At 73.5% G+C, this 19,329-nt stretch carries 15 protein-coding genes; 3 read left to right on the top strand and 12 right to left on the bottom strand.

The features are described 5' to 3' along the window. Positions 1–127 precede the first annotated feature (127 nt). The 7 genes from ACFV3E_RS02305 to ACFV3E_RS02275 all read right to left on the bottom strand — a co-directional run bounded on the left by ACFV3E_RS02305 (position 128) and on the right by ACFV3E_RS02275 (position 9,736). Positions 128–1,108, bottom strand: coding sequence for a TerC/Alx family metal homeostasis membrane protein (locus tag ACFV3E_RS02305; RefSeq protein ID WP_500327216.1), 981 nt, complete (start codon positions 1,106–1,108; stop codon positions 128–130). A gap of 252 nt (positions 1,109–1,360) precedes the next feature. Continuing rightward, positions 1,361–3,118 carry a TerD family protein gene (locus ACFV3E_RS02300; protein WP_500532970.1) on the bottom strand — a complete coding sequence of 586 codons (1,758 nt, stop codon included), beginning with the start codon at positions 3,116–3,118 and terminating at the stop codon, positions 1,361–1,363. Positions 3,119–3,138: 20 nt separating this feature from the next. After that, a complete protein-coding gene (locus ACFV3E_RS02295) occupies positions 3,139–3,717 on the bottom strand; it encodes a TerD family protein (RefSeq protein ID WP_499511249.1) in 579 nt (192 codons plus the stop codon). Positions 3,718–3,826: 109 nt separating this feature from the next. Next, the gene (uvrB, locus tag ACFV3E_RS02290; protein WP_500532969.1) at positions 3,827–5,923 is read right to left on the bottom strand and encodes an excinuclease ABC subunit UvrB; all 2,097 of its coding nucleotides are present in this window, start codon (positions 5,921–5,923) and stop codon (positions 3,827–3,829) included. Positions 5,924–5,972: 49 nt separating this feature from the next. Then, complete coding sequence (locus tag ACFV3E_RS02285) at positions 5,973–7,121, bottom strand: acyltransferase family protein (RefSeq protein WP_500532968.1); 1,149 nt, start codon at positions 7,119–7,121, stop codon at positions 5,973–5,975. After that, positions 7,118–9,292, bottom strand: a complete 2,175-nt coding sequence (locus ACFV3E_RS02280; RefSeq protein WP_500532967.1) for a bifunctional polysaccharide deacetylase/glycosyltransferase family 2 protein — start codon at positions 9,290–9,292, stop codon at positions 7,118–7,120. Before ACFV3E_RS02280 ends, ACFV3E_RS02285 begins: the two co-directional genes overlap by 4 nt. 6 nt (positions 9,293–9,298) lie before the next feature. Continuing rightward, the gene (locus tag ACFV3E_RS02275) at positions 9,299–9,736 is read right to left on the bottom strand and encodes a hypothetical protein (protein ID WP_500532966.1); all 438 of its coding nucleotides are present in this window, start codon (positions 9,734–9,736) and stop codon (positions 9,299–9,301) included. 294 nt (positions 9,737–10,030) lie between these two features. On the opposite strand from ACFV3E_RS02275, the gene ACFV3E_RS02270 reads away from it, so the two are divergent. Beyond that, positions 10,031–11,068, top strand: a complete 1,038-nt coding sequence (locus tag ACFV3E_RS02270) for a chitinase (protein ID WP_500532965.1) — start codon at positions 10,031–10,033, stop codon at positions 11,066–11,068. Here the strand turns inward: ACFV3E_RS02270 and ACFV3E_RS02265 are convergent. Together ACFV3E_RS02265 and ACFV3E_RS02260 are read right to left on the bottom strand one after the other, a co-directional pair. Further along, on the bottom strand, positions 11,033–11,893 hold the full coding sequence (locus ACFV3E_RS02265; protein WP_500370173.1) for an MHYT domain-containing protein: 861 nt from the start codon (positions 11,891–11,893) through the stop codon (positions 11,033–11,035). The genes ACFV3E_RS02270 and ACFV3E_RS02265 overlap by 36 nt on opposite strands. A 125-nt stretch (positions 11,894–12,018) precedes the next feature. After that, positions 12,019–12,957, bottom strand: a complete 939-nt coding sequence (locus ACFV3E_RS02260; protein ID WP_500532964.1) for a hypothetical protein — start codon at positions 12,955–12,957, stop codon at positions 12,019–12,021. 182 nt (positions 12,958–13,139) lie between these two features. Here ACFV3E_RS02260 and ACFV3E_RS02255 point away from each other — a divergent pair, with 182 nt between their 5' ends. Together ACFV3E_RS02255 and ACFV3E_RS02250 are read left to right on the top strand one after the other, a co-directional pair. After that, positions 13,140–13,718 (top strand): methylated-DNA--[protein]-cysteine S-methyltransferase, encoded by a 579-nt coding sequence (locus ACFV3E_RS02255; protein WP_500532963.1) that lies wholly within the window; start codon positions 13,140–13,142, stop codon positions 13,716–13,718. 68 nt (positions 13,719–13,786) lie between these two features. Beyond that, positions 13,787–14,617 carry an N-formylglutamate amidohydrolase gene (locus ACFV3E_RS02250; RefSeq protein ID WP_500532962.1) on the top strand — a complete coding sequence of 277 codons (831 nt, stop codon included), beginning with the start codon at positions 13,787–13,789 and terminating at the stop codon, positions 14,615–14,617. Here the strand turns inward: ACFV3E_RS02250 and ACFV3E_RS02245 are convergent. The 3 genes from ACFV3E_RS02245 to ACFV3E_RS02235 all read right to left on the bottom strand — a co-directional run bounded on the left by ACFV3E_RS02245 (position 14,610) and on the right by ACFV3E_RS02235 (position 19,267). Beyond that, a complete protein-coding gene (locus ACFV3E_RS02245; RefSeq protein WP_500532995.1) occupies positions 14,610–17,714 on the bottom strand; it encodes an alpha-N-acetylglucosaminidase in 3,105 nt (1,034 codons plus the stop codon). The two genes, ACFV3E_RS02250 and ACFV3E_RS02245, sit on opposite strands and share 8 nt — an antisense overlap. A 147-nt stretch (positions 17,715–17,861) precedes the next feature. Further along, positions 17,862–18,230, bottom strand: coding sequence for a tetratricopeptide repeat protein (locus ACFV3E_RS02240; protein WP_499511258.1), 369 nt, complete (start codon positions 18,228–18,230; stop codon positions 17,862–17,864). Positions 18,231–18,322: 92 nt separating this feature from the next. Further along, positions 18,323–19,267 (bottom strand): slipin family protein, encoded by a 945-nt coding sequence (locus ACFV3E_RS02235; protein WP_500532961.1) that lies wholly within the window; start codon positions 19,265–19,267, stop codon positions 18,323–18,325. Between the last annotated feature and the right edge of the window lie 62 nt (positions 19,268–19,329).

Below are 19,329 nucleotides of genomic sequence, written 5' to 3'. Positions count from 1 at the left end.
GCCCCCCCCGGCTCCGCCTCGGCTGCCCGGCGCCGCTGCGGCAGACGGGGGCCGCGGCGCCCGGGTCCGCCCCCGCGGGGGGCGCGGCGGGCCGCCGCGCACCCCGTCCGGGCTGAGGAGCCGTGGGTCAGGCGTCGATGTGCTCCTCGTCGCGCTTGTCCGCGGCCGCCTGCTTCTTCGACGCCATGAGGCTGGTGACCGTGGTGACGGCGAGGACCACGACGATGAAGCCGAGGGAGAACGGGATGCTGATCTCGGGGACGTGGACCCCCGCCTCGTGGAGGGCGTGGAGCACGAGCTTCACGCCGATGAAGCCGAGGATGATCGACAGCCCGTAGGAGAGGTGTACCAGCTTCTTCAGCAGACCGCCGATGAGGAAGTACAGCTGCCGCAGGCCCATCAGGGCGAAGGCGTTGGCGGTGAAGACGATGTACGGGTCCTGGGTCAGGCCGAAGATCGCCGGGATGGAGTCCAGTGCGAACAGGACGTCGGTGGTGCCGATCGCCAGCATGACCACCAGCATCGGGGTCATGATCCGCTTGCCGTTCTGCTGGATGAAGAGCTTGGTGCCGTGGTAGCGGTCGGCGACGCCGAAGCGGCGCTCGGCGGCCTTGAGCAGCCGGTTCTCCTCGAACTCCTCGTCGTGCTCCTCGGCCCGGGCCTCCTGGACCAGCTTCCACGCGGTCCAGATGAGGAAGGCGCCGAAGATGAAGAAGACCCAGGAGAAGCTGGCGATGATGGCGGCGCCGGCGGCGATGAAGGCCGCTCGCAGGACGAGCGCGATGAGCACGCCGAAGAGCAGCACGCGCTGCTGGTACTGGGACGGCACCGCGAACTTCGCCATGATCAGGACGAAGACGAAGAGGTTGTCGACGCTGAGCGACTTCTCGGTGATGTAGCCGGCGAAGAACTCGCCCGCGGGCTGCCCGCCGGCGAAGAACAGCAGGCCGAGCCCGAACAGGGCGGCCAGGACGATCCAGACGACGGTCCAGGTCCCGGCTTCCTTGACGGACACCTCATGGGGCTTGCGCCCGATGAAGAAGTCGGCGGCGATCAGGGCGCACAGACCGGCGATGGTCAGCACCCACAGGGTCAGGGATACATCCACGCGATGCCTCCGGCAGATGGGCTGGCGATTGTCAGCGTTGTCGCTGCCGGAGGTCTCTTCCACCCGGGCCGTCAGGCCGGGGCCGGTGTCCCGGGGCCGTTCCGGCCCGTGATGACGGGATGCACCGCAAGCAGGGAGTACTCCCCTCCGCGTAAAGAAGAGTACATGAAATCCCAAGGAAAGGTAAAGAGAGTAAAGTGATGGTCAATCAGGACGGTGTGCCGAGGCCTCGTGGGACCGGTCGGCAGCCGGTCAGTGGCGGCCCGGGTCGTAGGTCCGGCGCGCGGCGGCCACCTGGCGCAGCACCTGCGACAGGACCGCGCTGCCGGCCGGGGCCAGCAGCGGTTCGTACGTCCAGGCGTGGCCCACCCAGGGGTCGGCGAGGTGGTCGTCGGGCTGCGGGGTCAGCCGCAGCATCGAGCGCCACAGCGGGTCGAGGAGCGGACCGTACTCGCGGGCGTCCTCGCGGTCGGCGACCAGGACCAGGTGGACGCCGACCTGCGGGCCCTCGTCGGCGAGGTAGCGCAGCTGGTTGACCGTCCGGTCGTCGAAGCCGTACGGGAAGTCGTTGACGACCAGCACCTGGCGGGCCGGGTCGACACCCGGGGGGACCTCGAAGGGGACGTCGGCGCGCAGGGCCATCTGCACCAGGTCGACCCGCTCGGTGAGCCGGGCGAGCAGGGCCGCCACCCCGGCGGCGCCGGTGGCGGGCGGCTCGCGCAGCGCGCCGGAGTCCGTGAACGGGGCCAGCGCCGTCCCGGCGGAGCCCGCCGGGTCGATGACGTGGACGGCGCACTCCCCCGCCGGGTGGGAGGCCAGCAGGCGGGCGGCGAGCGCCACGGCCACGTCCACGGCACGGCGGCGGTCCTGGGCGCTGTCCACCCACAGCCCGCGCTCCAGCGGCAGCCGTACCAGCAGGGGGACGCGCAGCTCCGGGCGCTCGGGCAGGTGGAGGTCGCCGAGCCGGACCGCCATCGGCGGCTCGGCGGGGGCGCGGTAGCCGTGCCAGACCGGGCTCTCCCAGCCGGCGTAGGGCGGCGGCAGGGCGGGCTCGACCACCTCGGCCTCTGCGATGAGCTGGGCCAGGTCGCGGTCGAGCACGGCACGCGCCCGGTCCACCAGCTCGGCCTGGCGGGCCCTGGCCTGGTCGCGGGCGGCCTCGGCGGCGGGGCCGACCCGGGTGCGGGGGTCGGCGAGGAGCGTGTCCAGCTCCTGGTCGAGCCGGGACTCGGCGAAGTCGACGGCGCTGCGGTACGCCGCGATGGTGCGGGCCAGGTCCTCGAACATGCCCCAGACCTGGTTGTAGAGCCGTTCCTCCATGCTCCAGCCCGCGGCGTCACCCGCGACGGGCCCGGAGGCCGGGGGCACCGTGTGCGGCACGGAGTCCGCGGGGGGCGGGGTCGGGGGAACGGGGGGCGGGGGCGGCGCGGGGGAGGGTGCGGTGGGCACCGTGGGCGCGGGGCGTACGGCGTCCGCCACGCGCGCGGCCACGGCGTCCGCCTCGGGGCGGCCCAGCCCCTGGTCGCGCAGCAGCTCCGCCAGCCCGCCGCCGTACCCCTGGCCGAGCGCCCGCACCTTCCAGGCGCCCTGGCGGCGGTAGAGCTCCAGGGCGACGATCGCGGCCTCGGCGCCGAGCCCGGTGACGGTGAAGCTCACGACCGGCGCCCCGTCGGGGCCGGCGACGGTCAGATGGGGCGCGGGGCAGGCCCCGAAGCGGGTCGGTGCCCCCGCTACCGGTGGCAGCGCCAGCAGGACGTGGACGCGGTCCACATCCGCCGGCACGGCCGCCAGGTCGGCGGTGACGCGCTGCTCGGCGGCGAGGCCCGAGGGCACCTCGATGCCCGGCAGCCGCGGCGCCCCGGGGTGGGCGACGGACCCGGGGCCGCTCACGCGCCCCTGCCCGTCACCCAGCGAGACGCCGGCCACCACCGGCGTGCCGGCCGACACCCGTACCACCAGCGAGGTGCCGGGAAGCGGATGGTTCTGCCCGTGGACCAGCTCGATGGTCATGCCCGCGCCCCCCTGTGCGGTCAGAGCGCCGGCAGGATCGCCGGCATGAGGTCCTGGAACGTGCGGCCGTTGGCCGGGGAGCCGATCGCGGTCATCGACCAGCCGTCACCGTTGCGCTGGACCTTCGCCATGATCTGCGCGGTGTAGCCACCGCCCCCGGTCAGGGTGTAGCGGGCGAGTTCCTGCCCGTTGGTCTCGTCGACCAGGCGGCAGAAGGCGTTCTGCACCTCCTGGAAGGTCTGCCCGGTGAAGGAGTTGACGGTGAAGACGATCTGGTCGATGTGCACCGGCACCCGCTGCAGGTCGACCAGGATCGACTCGTCGTCGCCACCCTGTCCGGCACCGCCGACGAGGTTGTCGCCGGTGTGCCGGACCGAGCCGTCGTCGCTGACGAGGTGACGGAAGAACACCACGTCCACGGGCTGCTTGTCGGCGAACAGGACCGCGGAGGCGTCGAGGTCGATCTCCCGGGTGCGGGAACCGAAGAGACCGCGCCGCGGGGCGGCCTGCCAGCCGAGCCCCATGCGGACCGACGAAAGCGTCCCCCCGTCCGACTTCTGCAGGCTGATCTTCTGACCCTTGGTCATGTTGACCGTCACGCGCTGTCCCCTCTCAACCGTTTTGCCGTCGTGCGGTTGCTCCGCACCCTATGGGGAGACGCACGGGTAGGGCACCGTGGTTCGGCAAGAGATTCGACAGCCGGTACGGTCAGGCCACGCCGGCCTCCCGCATCTGCCGCAGCTCCTTCTTCAACTCGCCCACCTCGTCGCGCAGCCGGGCCGCGACCTCGAACTGGAGATCCGCGGCGGCGGCGTGCATCTGGTCGGTCAGCTCGCCGATGAGCTCGGCCAGTTCGGCCGCGGGCAGGCTCTTGGCGGCCCGCTTCTCCCCCGCCTTGGCGGACAGGCCCGGCACCGGCGCCTTGCCGCGCGAGCGCTGGCGGCCGGAGCCCAGCAGCTCCTCGGTGTCGGCGTCCTCGCGGGCGAAGGAGTCCAGGATGCCGGCGATCTTCTTCCGCAGCGGCTGCGGGTCGATGCCCCTCTCCTCGTTGTACGCGATCTGCTTGGCCCGGCGCCGGTTGGTCTCCTCGATGGCCCTCTCCATCGCCGGGGTGATCTTGTCGGCGTACATGTGGACCTGGCCGGAGACGTTGCGCGCCGCGCGGCCGATGGTCTGGATCAGGGAGGTGCCCGAGCGCAGGAAGCCCTCCTTGTCGGCGTCGAGGATGGCGACCAGCGACACCTCGGGCAGGTCCAGGCCCTCGCGGAGCAGGTTGATGCCGACCAGGACGTCGAACTCGCCCGCCCGCAGGTCGCGCAGCAGCTCCACCCGGCGCAGCGTGTCGATGTCGCTGTGCAGGTACCGCACCTGGATGCCGAGTTCCAGCATGTAGTCGGTGAGGTCCTCGGACATCTTCTTGGTGAGGGTGGTGACCAGGACGCGCTCGTCGCGCTCGGCGCGCAGCCGGATCTCGTGCACCAGGTCGTCGATCTGCCCCTTGGTGGGCTTGACGATGACCTCGGGGTCGACCAGGCCGGTCGGGCGGATGATCTGCTCGACGACGCCGTCGCCGCGGGAGAGCTCGTACTTGCCCGGGGTGGCCGACAGGTAGACGGTCTGCCCGACGCGTCCCAGGAACTCCTCCCACTTCAGCGGGCGGTTGTCGAGGGCGGAGGGCAGGCGGAAGCCGTGGTCGACCAGGGTGCGCTTGCGGGAGGCGTCGCCCTCGTACATGGCGCCGATCTGCGGCACGGTGACGTGCGACTCGTCGATGACGAGGAGGAAGTCCTCGGGGAAGTAGTCGATGAGGGTGTCGGGGGCGGAGCCCGCCTCGCGGCCGTCGATGTGCCGCGAGTAGTTCTCGATGCCGGAGCAGGTGCCGATCTGCCGCATCATCTCGATGTCGTACGTGGTGCGCATCCGCAGCCGCTGGGCCTCCAGCAGCTTGCCCTGCTTCTCCATGACCGCGAGCTGCTCGCCGAGCTCCTTCTCGATGCCGGCGATGGCGCGCTCCATGCGCTCGGGGCCGGCGACGTAGTGGGTGGCGGGGAAGACGTACAGCTGCTGGTCGTCGGTGATGATCTCGCCGGTGAGCGGGTGCAGCGTGTACAGGGCCTCGATCTCGTCGCCGAACATCTCGATGCGGACGGCGAGCTCCTCGTAGACCGGGAAGATCTCGATGGTGTCGCCGCGCACCCGGAAGGTGCCGCGGGTGAACGCCACGTCGTTGCGCGCGTACTGGATGTCGACGAACTTGCGCAGCAGCGCGTCCCGGTCGATCTCCTGGCCGACCTTGAGCCGCACCATGCGGTCGATGTACTCCTGGGGGGTGCCCAGGCCGTAGATGCAGGACACCGAGGCGACCACGACCACGTCGCGGCGGGTCAGCAGCGAGTTGGTGGTGGAGTGGCGCAGCCGCTCGACCTCCTCGTTGATCGAGGAGTCCTTCTCGATGTAGGTGTCCGTCTGCGGGACGTAGGCCTCGGGCTGGTAGTAGTCGTAGTACGACACGAAGTACTCGACCGCGTTGTTCGGCAGCAGCTCGCGGAACTCGTTCGCCAGCTGGGCGGCCAGGGTCTTGTTGGGCGCCATGACCAGGGTCGGGCGCTGCAACCGCTCGATCATCCACGCCGTGGTCGCCGACTTCCCCGTGCCCGTCGCGCCGAGCAGGACGACGTCGTTCTCGCCCGCGCGGATGCGCCGCTCGAGGTCGTCGATGGCGGTCGGCTGGTCGCCGCTGGGCTGGAAGGGGCTGACGACCTCGAAGGGCGCCACACTGCGTTCGATGTCTGATACGGGCCGCATGGGTCAACGGTACGACCCCCCACCGACAACCGGTCCCGACCGGCCCGGGTCAGGGCAGGAGCCGGGGCCGGCGCCCCGCGGCGAGGTCCTCCACCCCGCCCAGGAGCAGCACCGCCACCGCGATCAGCACCCAGGCCACCGCGAACTGGAACCAGGTGCTGTCCAGCGGCAGCGACAGCTCGAGGAGCCTGACCCGCCACATCAGGTCGATCAGGGGGACGCTGAGCATGAGGGCGACCTCGTGCCACAGGTAGACGGTCACGGCCCGTGCGCTGACGATCCGCGCCGCCCGGTCCAGCGTCCGGAGCCGCCCGGCCGGGCCGGCGCCCGGCCGGAAGCGCAGCAGGAGCAGGACGAAACCGGCCGACCACAGGGCCTGGGCGAGCGGGATCTCGTTGAGGTCGTACGAGCCGTCCGCACGGTGGGACCAGGCCCACCAGCCGCCGGCCGCCATGGCGACGGCGGCAAGGACCGGCACCAGACCCGCCCGCGCGCGGTCCAGCAGTCCGTCGCGGTGGGCGAAGCCGAGCAGCCAGCAGGTGAGGAAGGTCGCCAGATCGGTGACGGTGCTCCCGGCCCCGCCCTCCGGCGGGATCCGGAGCGTCTGCAGGAGCACGACCGGGGCGAGGGAGGCGACGAGCACGGCGGTGGGTGACCGCCGGAACACGCGCAGCAGCAGCGGCGAGAGCAGGACGAACCACAGGTAGGCGCGCACGTACCACAGGACCCCCGTGGCCTGTTCGGCCCAGACGCTGCCCGGCGGGTCCGCCAGCGGCACCACCCACCACAGCAGCTGCGCCCACCAGCGCCCCGCGGGGTGCTCTCCGGGCGACCAGCCGTGGAGCAGCATCGCCGGGACCAGGACGGCGCCGAGGCACCACAGCGGCGGCAGGAGCCTGCGCAGCCGCCGCCGCACCACCGGCAGCGCGGGCCGCTTCTCCAGCGACCGCGCCATGAACGAGCCCGCGAGGGCGAACATCACGCCGAGGGAGGGGAAGACCAGGCTCAGCCACGCCCAGCCGAACGTGTGGTACGTCACGACGCGGACGAGCGCCAGGGCGCGCAGCAGGTCCAGGTACCGGTCGCGGGCGCCCGGGACGGTGGTGGCGGCGGCGACCGCCCGCGCGCCGCGGCGGGCGGCGTGCCGGCCGGAGGTCCCGGGCCGGGGCAGGGGCAGGGAGGCGTCGGACGCGGTCACCGGGCGGCTCCCGCGGACGCCTGTGGGGAGTTGACCTCGCCGGTGCGCTCGAGCTTCTGCCAGCGCAGCCGGCCTCCGGTCATGGCCGTGACGCAGGAGTGGATCAGGACCAGGTACATCAGCTGCCGGTAGACGATCTGCTGCAGCGGCAGCATCAGCAGGTGGCGGTAGTGCTCGCGGTCCAGGCGGAAGGCGTAGGCCGCGCACAGCAGCTGGACGGACATCAGCGCGGCCCAGGCGAGGAGCGACCTGACCGGGGCGACGAAGACGGCGCCGTAGACGGTCAGGAGGTCGATCAGCGGCGCGAAGAGGGGCGTGACGATCTGGAAGAGCACGACCAGCGGCATGCCGACCCGGCCGAAGCGTCCCGAGGGCCCGCGGTCCACCAGGGAGCGCCGGTGCTTCCACAGCGCCTGCATGGTGCCGTAGCTCCAGCGGTAGCGCTGCCGCCACAACTGGCCGATGCTGCCCGGTGCCTCGGTCCAGGCGCGGGCGTGCTCGGCGTACACCACGCGCCAGCCCGCGCGGTGCAGCGCGATGGTGACGTCGGTGTCCTCGGCGAGGGTGTCCCCGCTCATGCCCCCGGCCTCGAGCAGCGCGGCGCGGCGGAAGCCGCCGACGGCGCCCGGGACGGTGGGCATGCAGCTGAGCAGGTCGTACATGCGCCGGTCGAGGTTGAAGCCCATCACGTACTCGATGTGCTGCCAGGCCCCGATCACCGTGCCGCGGTTGCCGACCTTGGCGTTGCCCGCGACGGCGCCGACCCGTGGATCGGCGAAGGGCTGCACGAGCCGGTGCACGGTGCCGGGCTCGAAGACGGTGTCGCCGTCCATCATCACGACGAGGTCGTGACGGGCGTGCTCCAGGCCGCGGTTGAGCGCGGCGGGCTTGCCCGCGTTCTCCTGGCGCACGACACGCACCTGGGGCAGGCCCATCGCCTCGACGATGGCGGCGGTGCCGTCGGTCGAGCCGTCGTCCACGACGACGATCTCCACCGGGTGGGTGCTGGCCGCGAGCGAGCCGACGGTGTTGGCGATGCACTCCTTCTCGTTGTAGGCGGGCACGATGACGCTGACCGGTTCGGTGACCGCGGGCCCCCAGCTGAAGCGGCGGCGGCCGCGGATCCTGGCGTGCCGGCGGGCGAGGACGAGCATCAGGGCGAAGCGGGCCAGGACGGCGACGCCGACCACGACGAGCAGCCAGAACAGGACGGGCATGGTGAACTCGGCCAGCGCCACGACCCCGATCAGGGCGCGCCCCTGCCACAACTCGGCGCCGCTCGCCCGGTGGTTGGCGGTCGTGGCGCCCAGGCTCGCGGTCAGCGTCGTGAAGGTGTAGCCCTTCGCCTTCATGGTGTCGATGTACGTGCCGAGCGCCTCCACGGTCTGGGAGCGGTCGCCACCGGCGTCGTGGAAGAGCACGGAGGCGCCCTTGCCGCCCCTGGGGGTGGCGTCACGGACGATGGCGGCGACACCGGGGCGCCGCCAGTCCTCGCTGTCGGTGTCGACGAAGGCGCTGATGTAGCCCTTGGTGCCGAGGTAGCGGTAGACGGGCCACGTGGTGTCGTCGACGGCGTCGGGCTCGGAGGAGTACGGGGCGCGGAAGAGCGAGGTCGTGATGCCCGCCGCGCCCGCGAGCGCCAGCTGGGTCTGGGCGAGTTCCCGGTCGATCCTGGCCCTGTCCTGGTACGCCAGGTCGACGTGGGAGAAGGTGTGGACGCCGATCTCGCCGCCGGAGTCGACGATGTCGCGGATGAGCGCGGGGTACCGGGCGGCCATCTGGCCGACGACGAAGAAGGTGCCCGGCACGTCGTGCTCGCGCAGCACCGCGAGCACCTTCGCGGTCCACCGGGGGTCCGGGCCGTCGTCGAAGGTGAGCGCGATCGTCCGGGGCGGCAGGGTGTGGCTGACGGGCTCGCCGTCGGCGCCGAAGGTCAGCACGGGGCCGCCCTCGAGGACGGAGGCGGGCACCCGGCTCGCGCTCCCGGACTCGTGGACGCGTCTGTCGTTGCCGATCTCCGAGTGCAGGTAACCGTCCAGCAGCATCACGCACACGAGCGCGAACAGCCCCAGCACGGCCATGACCACGCGAGGTCTGGGCACGGCCTGCCGGCCGGCCGACGCCACCTTGGTGATCGCGCCGGGTGCCGCGTGCCGGGCCGTCCGCACCATGGCCGCTCAGTCGTCCCAGCCGTCGCCGGGCACCGGGTCGCCGCCGGCGTCGCCCGGGGGGAAGGCGGGGGTGTCCGGCCCGGGTGTCACGGGGACGGAGGCGGACGGCGAGGCGGTGGCCGTGGGGGTGCGCGCGGACGTGGGCCGCGGGGAGGCGCTCGCCGTCGCGGTGCCGCCGGGGCCGGCGGAGGGGGTCGCCGAGGCCGTGGCGCGGCGCCCGGTGGCGGAGGGGGTGACCTCGGCGGCCGCGACGACGGTGGGCACGGCGGCGGGGCCGCGGGCCGCCGGGGCGGGGGCGTGAGCGGCGGCAGGGGCGCTCGCGACGCGTTCTGCGGTACCCCCGGTTCTTCCACCCGCCTCGGCCTGCGCCGACGCGCCTTCGGGGACGTCGGCGCCCGGAATCAGGGTCTCGGGCGCGAAGGGGGTGCCTCCCGCGAAAGCCACCCCCAGCAGCACGGCATATCCCGCGCAGGCGATCCCGACGGCCAGTCCGGCGCGCCGGATAATGCGCGCCCGGCGGCCCGACGCATCGACGAATACGGGCCCTTCCTCCGTGGACCGCCCACGGGGACACGCCCGTCGGGAGAGGGAATGCATGGGCGGAATGCTAGCAGTAATTTCTCTCCATGAATTCCGCGGATTCGCTTCCGCATTAATCCCACGAATGACCCGAGACCCCATTCACTCAATTCAAGGAAAGCGTGATCCGAAATTCCCGGGGCAGATAGTCTCTCCGTCATGAAGAGCCGCGCGGCACAGCTGATCACCGGACTCGTGGCGGTCGCCGTCGCCGCCACGACCGCCTCCCTCCTCACCGGCACCGAGCCCGCCGGCTCCCCGGCGCGCCACGCGCCCGAGGGGAGGGAACCGGTGGCCGAGGTGGCCTTCACCCCCTACGTGGACGCCTCGCGTTCCACCGCGTACGACATGGCGGACGCCGCCCGCAGGACCGGGGCCGACGGTTTCACCCTCGGGTTCGTGACCGCGCGCGGTGACTGCGCCCCGACCTGGGACGGGCGCGACGGCATCGCCCACGGCGACCTGGCGGGCCGGATCGCCGCGCTGCGGGCCGCCGGCCGCGACGTGCGGGTCTCGTTCGGCGGCGCCGACGGCACGGAACTCGCCGGCGCCTGCGACGGCGTGGACGAACTCGCGGCCGCCTACGCCGACGTGATCGGGCGTTACCGGCTGACCGGGGTCGACTTCGACGTCGAGGGCGACGACCTGGCGGACACCGCCGCCGGCACCCGCCGGGCGCGCGCCGTCGCCCGCCTCCAGCGGGAGGCCGAGCGGGAAGGCCGGACGCTGTCGGTCTCCTTCACGCTGCCCGTGATGCCGTCCGGGCTGACCCCTGAGGCCTCCGCGCTGCTCGCGGACGCCCGGCACCAAGGGGTACGCGTCGACGCGGTCAACATCATGGCGATGGACTACGGGGAGACGTACACCGGCGACATGGGCCGGTACGCGATCCAGGCGGCCACCGCGGCGCACCGGCAGCTCAAGGCGCTGCTGGGCCTGCCGGACGCCGCGGCGTGGCGGACCCTCTCGGTGACCCCGATGATCGGGGTGAACGACATCCAGGGCGAGGTGTTCACCCTGCGGGACGCGGCCGCACTGGCCGCCTTCGCCCGCGACAAGGGGCTGGGCGGCCTGTCCATGTGGTCGGCCGACCGGGACCGGCCCTGCGAGGACGACACCAAGGGGACGGCCCCGGCCCGGTGCAGCGGGGTCGACCAGCGGTCACTGGCGTTCGCGCGGGCGCTCGCGGACGCGTGAGGGCCGGGCGGCGTGCGAGGAGCGGGCCGCCCGCGAGGAACGGCGGCCGCGGGCGGGCGCGGGCTCGGGCTCTGACTCGGGGTCGAAGTCGCCGACGGGCGGGTCCAGCGCCACCACGACCCCCGCGAGGAAGAGGAAGACGACCGGCCCGATCAGCACCGGGGCGAGGAACGCGGCCGGTCCCGCCCCGCTCGATCCCTCCCGCGCGCCGCTGTGCAGATGCACCGTCAGCGCGGCCATGCCGATGTAGTGCATGGCGGTGACGGCGAAGCCCAGGACGAGGCTGGCGAGCACGCCGGCGTACAGGCGCCGGACGGAGACCGCCGACCACAGGGCGACGGTGGCGGCCAGGACGGCGACGCCGACCGACAGCACCACCGTGGACTGCGTGTACTCCAGGTCGCCGCGCAGCCGCATGCCCCGCATGCCCATGTAGTGCATGGCGGCGATGCCGAGTCCCGTGACGCAGCCTCCGGCCAGTACGGCGGGGAGCGTACGGCCCACGAAGCCGACGAGGAACACCCCGAGAGCGACGACCACGACGGCGACCAGCAGGCTCTCGAAGGTGACGAGCGTGTCGTAGGTGATCCGCACCTCGCCGACGGTGAACCCCATCATGGCGATGAAGTGCATGGTCCAGATGCCGGAGCCGATGGCCGCGGAACCCAGCGCGAGCCAGCCGGCCCGTCGCGAGGGGTGCATGGCCAGGGCCCGGGTCGTGCAGCGCAGCCCGAGGGCGGCGCCTAAGCAGGCCATCAGGAAACCCGCGAGAGGGGTCGCCCATCCGTAGGTGAAGCCATTGACCGTTCCGTACGTGCCGCTCACGGCACCCTCCCCTTGCCGCCCCGGTCCCCCGCTTCCTTCCGTCCCCCGTGCTGACACACGCTAGGCTCGCCGGCCCGCCCCGCGCGGCCGCCTCATGGCGACTTCATCGCGCGGACACCCGTACGTCACATCGCCCCGGGCAGTGCCGTGATGCGGTCCAGCGGGCCGTACGGTCCGGCCGCGAGCGCGGTGCGCAGGGCGGCGACGACCTCGGCGGGGCTGCGGGTGAGCGCGGCGGGCGCGACCCGCAGCACGCGCAGACCCCGCGACTCCAGCCGGCCGCGCCCGGTCCCCGGGCCGAGGTCCAGGACGAGGCCGTCACGCACCCAGTACGCGTCGGGCGAGCCCAGGAAGGCGCCGTCGAGCTGGAGCGTGGGACGCCACAGCGGCTGCCGGAGTCCCGACCGGGCCACCAGGGCGCGGGCCATGGGCTCGGCGGAGGCGGCGCGCGGGCCGGGATCCATGGCGTCGAGCAGGGCGGCCACGGCGGGGCGCCGGGCGAGTACCGCGCCACCCAGTTCCGCGGTGAGCGCGGGGGCGGGCACGCCGAGCGCTATGACCAGTTCGCGGACCACTTCCAGGGCCCACTCGGGGTCGATGGACTCCCGTACCCCGTCGGCCGCCGCCCGGGCCACCGGCGCCACCGGCACACCGTCCAGGGTGTCGGGCACGGGGAGCCCGCGGCCGTGGTGGACCCGCACCCAGGTGTGGGTGCGGATGCGGCGCTCGCTCGGGACGAGCACGTCCACCACCGGGAGCCCGCAGGGCGGCGAGGCCACGGCGACGCCGTGCAGGGCGAGCCCCGCCACGCCGGTGATCATGGCCGGGACCTGCGGGTACCCGGCGAAGGCCAGAGCCGCCCTGGACCGCTGCGCGGCGGTGAGCGGACCGGGCTGGAGGACGACCACCCGGGGCAGCGGCCGCTGCCACCGGCCGCCGGGGCGGCACCACTCCCGCAGCCTGCTCTGCGGCACGCCCACCGCGGCGAGCTGGGCGACGGTGGCGACCCGGTCCTGTTCACGGGCGAGCCGGCGGACGGCCGGGGTGAAGTCGTTTCGCGTCATGCGCGCCCCATCCCCCCTCATAACCGGTCGACTACCGCTTGTGACAGACCTGTCGAGAACGGCCACCCTCCCGGGTGGCGGGGCGTGCGGCCGGTTGCCGTCGCCCTTCCGGACCCCGGTGGGATCCCCGGCGCGACCCCGGCCGGGACCGGTTGTCAGTGCCCCGTCCTACGCTGGGGACCGTGACGCAACCACAGACCCCTTCCGCCGAGGTCGCCTGGTCGGTGCTGGAGGCACCGGTCGGGCCGCTGCTGCTCGCCGCGACCGGGCAGGGCCTGGTCCACGTCGCCTTCCGGACCGGGGAGGAGGAGGCGCCCGGCGTGCTGGAGCGGATCTGCTCCCGGCTGGGCGCCGTGCCCGCGCGCAGGCCCGGTCCCGCGAGCGCCGCGGGGGCCCGGCTGGACGAGGCGATACGCCAGGTGGAGGCGTACTTCGCCGGGACGCGCCACACCTTCGACCTCGACCTCGACTGGTCCTTGACGACCGGCTTCAACCGCCGTGTGCTGCGCGAGCTGTCGGCCGGCGTCCCGTTCGGCAGTGTGGTCGGTTACCAGGACCTCGCCAAGCGGGTCGGCGAGCCGGGCGCCGCCCGGGCCGTCGGGGTGGCCATGGGCGCCAACCCGCTGCCCGTCGTCGTCCCGTGCCACCGGGTCCTGGAGAGCGACGGGGGCATCGGCGGCTTCGGCGGGGGCCTGCGCATGCTCGACATCAAGCGCTCGTTGCTGGCCCTGGAGGGCGTCCTGCCGGAGCCGCTGTTCTGAGGGTTCCTCAACACACCGCCGTGCGGGACGGCAGGTCACACCGGCGGGCGCCGGGGAGGGGTGGAGAAATGGACGAATCGACTTTCCGCGTCACCGAGGGCGCGCCGGACTCACCGGTGCTCCTCCACGTCCCGCACAGCGCCCGCGCCGTGCCCGGGCACGTCCGTGAGCGCATCCTCCTGGACGACGCCGGACTGACGGCCGAGCTCGACCACATGACGGACTCGTACACCGACCTGATCGCGGCGCGCGCCGCCGGACGGACGGGGGCCTGGCAGTTCACCAACCGGCTGTCGCGGCTGGTCGTCGACCCCGAGCGGTTCCCGGACGAGCGGGAGGAGATGCGCGCCGTCGGCATGGGCGCCGTCTACACCCGCACCTCGCACGGGGCGCCGCTGCGCGAGCACGACCCCCGGCACGAACGGGCCCTGCTGGAGGCCTACTTCGAGCCGTACGCGGCCGCCATGACGGCAGCCGTGCAGGACCGGCTGGAGGCCACGGGGCGAGCGGTCGTCATCGACGTGCACTCCTACCCCGGCGCGCGACTCCCCTACGAGTTGCACGGCGACGGGCCCCGCCCCGCCGTCTGCCTGGGCACCGACGCCTTCCACACCCCGGCCTGGCTGCTGGACGCCGCCCGCGATGCCTTCGCGCCGTGCGGGGAGGTCGGTGTCGACTCGCCGTTCGCCGGCACCTATGTGCCGTTGAAGCACTACGGCGAGGTCCGCGAGGTCTCGGCGCTGATGGTCGAGATCCGCAGGGACGGGTACATGAGCGAGCCCGGTGGTGCCCCCGGCGAGGGAGTGGACCGGCTCGGTGACGCCCTGGCCGCCCTCGTCGCCGCCATGGGCACGGGTGGCGGAACCGGCGGTGGCAGCGGAACCGGCGGCCTCAGCTGACGCGGAAGCCGGTGAACTCCACCAGGCCGTGGTCGCCCGTGCCGCCGTTCCCCGCGGTCATGAAGAGCCCCACGTCCTGGGTCCGGGCCGCCGCCGGGACGGTCACGGTCGCGACCTTCCGCCACGTCGTCCCGTCGTCGGTGCTGCACTCCCCCGTGTACGCACGGCCGCTGCGGCGCAGCCTCAGCAGCACCGGGGCCCGCACGCCGGCGAGCCGCCGGTAGCGGTTCAGCAGGCCGTCGCCGTCGGAGTCGTACGACAGCGTCACCCCGTGCCCGGGGCTCACCGCCAGGTTCAGGAAGCCCGGGGCGTCCGGGTCGTCGAGGTCGTCGCGGACGACGATGCCGGCCCGCGCCCATGCGGCGGTCTCGGCCTGGCTGTCGACACGGGTGGTGACCGTCCCGCCGTCCCGCAGCGCGCCGGGCCGCAGGACCGCCGCGAACTCGGCGGTGCCCTTCCACAGGTCGCGCCCGGCGCCGTCGATGGCGAAGCGGTCGCCGAGCTGCCCGAACACGGCTCCGGTGCCGTTGACGGTCCGGTACGCACGGTCCAGCGGACCCGCGACGTACAGGTCCCCCGCGGCGACCGCGGGCACCCGCGCGCCGCCCGGCACCGGCTCGTACGCGGCCCGCGCCTCGTACCGCAGCGGCGACAGCGGCCGTTTGGGGCGCGCCTCGGGCGCGGTGACGTGCCAGGTCGCCCGGCCGGTGCCGCCGGCCGCCACGCGCGGCAGCGACAGGGCCCCTCGCGGTGCGGCCCGCACCCCGTCCGTGGTCAGGGAGAAGCCGACCGTGCCGGTGGGGGCGAGCCCGTTGGCGTTGGCGAACTCCGCGGTGACCAGGGCCCGGCCGCCCGGCACCAGCGTCACCGGGTCCGCGGTCACGGTCAGCGTGCCCTGGTAGGGGGCCGCGGCAAGGATCTCGTAGGCCCGCCGGGCGAGCGTGTGCGCGTCGCCGATGGGCCGGGTGGGGTAGCGCCCGGCGCGCTTCGTCCAGGGCTCCTCGGCGCGGTACCAGTCGACGGCCCGCGGTGTGCGGCGGGTGGTGAGGGCCGCCGCGCACTCGTCCAGGAAGGTCCGCCAGCGCGGCAGGTAGAAGTCCGCGACCAGCCCGTTCCAGTCACGGTTGGCGTACTCGTGCAGCGACACCGACGTCGCGCGCCCGCCCCAGGTGGTGGTCAGCACCCGGGCGGTGCGCTCGAGTTTGGCGCGCTGCGCGTCCGCCCCGCCCCAGGCCCGGGCCTCCGCGAGCCAGGGGCCGAGCAGGAAGGCCCGGTGGCCGCCCGCGACCTCGTCGGCCAGCCGCATCAGCCGCAGCCACAGCTCGGACAACTGGCGGAAGACCGCCGCGTCGCCGCGCGCGAACGCGGCGCGCAGTTGCGGCAGGAGCTGCCGGCTGCGGTTGGCGACGGCCTGCCGGGCGACGTCGGTCAGGTCGTAGCGGTAGGCGTCGCTGCCGCGTGCCCCGGCGGACACCGCCAGCAGCGCGGCGAACGCCGCGTCGAAGGCGGCGGGATCGTAGGTGAGGGCGTTCGGCGCGTACACGCTGCTGGAGTCGGCGGTCAGCGAGGGACGGGCCGTGAAGAGGCTGTCGTGGGCGTCGGCGCGCTCCAGGGCGTCGTGCCGGTAGGCGGTGCGGCGCAGCGCCTGCCAGGCGACGCGTGCCTGGCCGTCCTCGGTGCCGTAACGGGTCCGCGCGTAGGTGTCGAACCAGGTCGGCAGGTCCACCCGCTGCTCGTGCCAGGGCAGTTCGCAGAACAGCTCGAAGGCGGCCGGGTCGCGCTCGGCGGCCTCCGGGAGGTAGCAGGTGCCGGCCAGGGCGCTGCCGGGCTTGTCCCGCCAGCTGAAGAAGCGGTCCGCCCACACATGGGTCTTGGCGCCGATCGTCGTCCGGCCGCCGAAGTTGGGGATGGAGCCGAAGGCGTACGGGGTGCCCGCCCAGTCCCGCTCGCGGTCGGTGACCGAGGCGAACCGGTCGGAGACGCCGTCCACGACGAGCATCCGCTCCTTGTCGACCGCTTCCAGCAGGTCGGCCCTCGGGTTCTTCTCCCAGCCGAGGATCACCCAAGTGGCGCGGGGGTGCGCCGCGCGCAGCGCCGCCTGGACGCCGCGGGCGGCCGCGGCCACGGGAACCCCGCCCGCGGTGCCGCCCTCGTGGAGCAGGTCCATCTTGAAGTACGCGGCCTCGCCGAACAGCTGTTCCTGGTGGCGGTAGAAGGAGGCGGCGACCGCTGCGAAGGCGCCGGTGCGCGGGTCGAGCCAGTCCGGACGGGCGAAGCCGTGCCAGGTCCCCTGCGGGACGACGCGCGCCCCGGCGTTGCGACGGGCGAAGCCGTCCGGGACGGTGCCGAAGTAGCCCGGCAGCACGGGGGCCATGCCCAACTCCCGCAGCCGCGCGGTGATCCTGCGGCCCAGCGCCGCGCGGGCATCGACGATGCCCGCGGTCAACGGGCCGCCGTACCCGGAGAGGTTCTGCAGCAGCCACCACGGCTGGTGGGACGGGGCCGGCAGCCAGGCCAGGGCCTCCTGGTCGGAGTAGCCGAACTCGCGCAGCACGCGCCGGTACACGGCCTCCGCACCGGCCACCACCAGCACCTCGTTGCAGCCGTGCAGTGCCAGGACGTCGATGAAGCGCTCCCAGCGCGACCAGTCGGCGTAGGGGGCGGTGTAACCGTCGTTGGTGTCGTTGAGGACGAAGCGGTGCGGCACGGTGGCGCGGCGGGCGATGCCGCCCGGGGGCGGCGCCGGGAGCGTCGCGGGCAGGGCGTCCAGGCTGTCGCCCACCCAGGAGACGCCCACGCCGCACACGTGCTTGAGGTACCAGCGCACGCCGCACAGCAGTGTGGCCGGGGACGTGCCGTGCACCTCGATACGGCCCCGCGCACCCGCGATCCGGAAGCGGTCGGACCGTTCACCGTCCTTGCCGCCGTTCCCCCGGCCTTGCGCGACCAGCCGGAACTGCCCCGCGTGCCGTGGCAGCAGCCGGCCCAGCGCGGCACGTGCGGGAGCGGTGTCGAAGGCGGCGGCCATGGTCGCGCCCGCCGCCCCCGTCGCGAACACCGCGCCCGTCGCGGTCGCGGCGGCGGAACCCAGCAGCATCCGCCTGGTCACTCGAGTCACGGCCGGCTCCCGACAGTTGAGGCTGCGTCAGAACGCGTGCCCCGGAACGGTAACGGGAGTGACGATACGGATCAATGTGACGCGAGGGGTGTTCGCCGCAAAAGCGGACGAACTACCCACCCTGGCTCACGCCGGGTCGGGGAAGCGGGCCGCCTGCAGGTAGTCGGGCTTGGGGTCGAGCGCCGCCGCCAGCCGGAAGTGCCGCAGCGCCTCGCCGGAGCGGCCGGAACGCTCCAGGGTGCGGCCGAGGGCGAAGTGCGCGTACGCGTTGTCCGGCTCCCGCTCCAGGACGACCTGGAACTCCAGCTCGGCCGGGCGCAGCTGCGCGGACAGGAAAAAGGCCCGCGCGCGCAGCAGCCGCGCGGCGGTGTTCTCCGGGTGGGCGGCGATGACCGAGTCCAGCAGCTTCACCGCCCCACGGGCGTCGCGGGCCGCCAGCAACTGCTCGGCCGCACGGAAGTCGATGACGTGGTTCTCGGGGCTCTGCTCGGGCACAGCCGCCTCCTTCCCCGGGCACTCGCCACCACACAACTACCCAACATCACCATTCGCATATGCATTCCCCGGCGGAACAGCCCGGCGGTCGCTCACGCCTCCTCGTCGGCCGGGCGCCGTTCCGCCGGCACCGCGGGCCCGGCCGGGCCCTTCGGCGCCTCCAGGGCCGCCGGCGCCGCGCCGTCGACCTCGGCGACGGGCCGCGCCGGCTCCACAGCCGCGGCGGGGTCGGGTGCCGGGGCGGGAACGGGGGCCGGTTCCGCGGCCGGGCGTTCGCTTCCCGCCGCCCGCTCGAAGAAGCGCAGCATCTCCACCGGGAACGGCATGACCAGCGTCGAGTTCTTCTCCGCGGCCACCTCCACGACCGTCTGCAGCAGGCGCAGCTGCATCGCCGCCGGCGTGCCGTCCATCGCGGCCGCGGCCTGCGCGAGCTTCTGCGAGGCCTGCAGTTCGCCGTCGGCGGTGATGATGCGCGCCCGGCGCTCGCGGTCGGCCTCGGCCTGCCGCGCCATCGACCGCTTCATCGACTCCGGCAGGGCCACGTCCTTGATCTCCACGCGGTCGATGTGGATGCCCCACTCGACGGCCGGTGTGGCCAGCATCAGCTCCAGGCCCTCGTTCATCGCCTCGCGCCCCGACAGCAGGTCGTCCAGCTCGCTCTTGCCGATCACCGAGCGCAGCGAGGTCTGCGCCACCTGCAACATGGCGAACTGGTAGTTCTGCACGTCCACCGTGGCCTTGATCGGGTCGATGACCCGGAAGTACAGCACGGCGTCCACCCGGACCGAGACGTTGTCCCGGGTGATGCCCTCCTGCGAGGGCACCGGCATGGTCACCACCTGCATGTTGACCTTGGTCATCCGGTCCGCCAGCGGTACCAGCAGACGCGGTCCGGGCTGCTTGGCGTGCGGCCGCACCCGCCCGAAGCGGTAGACCACACCCCGCTCGTACTGCTTGATCACCCGGAAACTGCTCTTGAGACCACCCAGTCCCAGCACCACGACGGCGATCCCGATCGCTGCCGACACGGCTTCCATCCCAGCCCCCTCTGTCCGCGGTGGAGCGACGCTACTGCTGCACAGACGTCCGCGGAGGGGAT

It is taken from the genome of Streptomyces sp. NPDC059718, from assembly GCF_042733315.1.
In the GTDB taxonomy this organism is placed as follows: domain Bacteria; phylum Actinomycetota; class Actinomycetes; order Streptomycetales; family Streptomycetaceae; genus Actinacidiphila.
The sequence above is the reverse complement of the archived record's forward strand: the minus strand, read 5'-3'. Positions and strand labels throughout refer to the sequence as shown.

What these genes read in the sequence shown, in the direction of transcription:
- ACFV3E_RS02300 (WP_500532970.1), bottom strand. Translation starts at nt 3,118, where the DNA reads ATGACCATCGAGCTGGTCCACGGGCAGAACCATCCGCTTCCCGGCACC.
- uvrB (WP_500532969.1), bottom strand. Translation starts at nt 5,923, where the DNA reads ATGCGGCCCGTATCAGACATCGAACGCAGTGTGGCGCCCTTCGAGGTC.
- ACFV3E_RS02280 (WP_500532967.1), bottom strand. Translation starts at nt 9,292, where the DNA reads ATGGTGCGGACGGCCCGGCACGCGGCACCCGGCGCGATCACCAAGGTG.
- ACFV3E_RS02270 (WP_500532965.1), top strand. Translation starts at nt 10,031, where the DNA reads ATGAAGAGCCGCGCGGCACAGCTGATCACCGGACTCGTGGCGGTCGCC.
- ACFV3E_RS02260 (WP_500532964.1), bottom strand. Translation starts at nt 12,957, where the DNA reads ATGACGCGAAACGACTTCACCCCGGCCGTCCGCCGGCTCGCCCGTGAA.
- ACFV3E_RS02250 (WP_500532962.1), top strand. Translation starts at nt 13,787, where the DNA reads ATGGACGAATCGACTTTCCGCGTCACCGAGGGCGCGCCGGACTCACCG.
- ACFV3E_RS02245 (WP_500532995.1), bottom strand. Translation starts at nt 17,714, where the DNA reads ATGCTGCTGGGTTCCGCCGCCGCGACCGCGACGGGCGCGGTGTTCGCG.
- ACFV3E_RS02235 (WP_500532961.1), bottom strand. Translation starts at nt 19,267, where the DNA reads ATGGAAGCCGTGTCGGCAGCGATCGGGATCGCCGTCGTGGTGCTGGGA.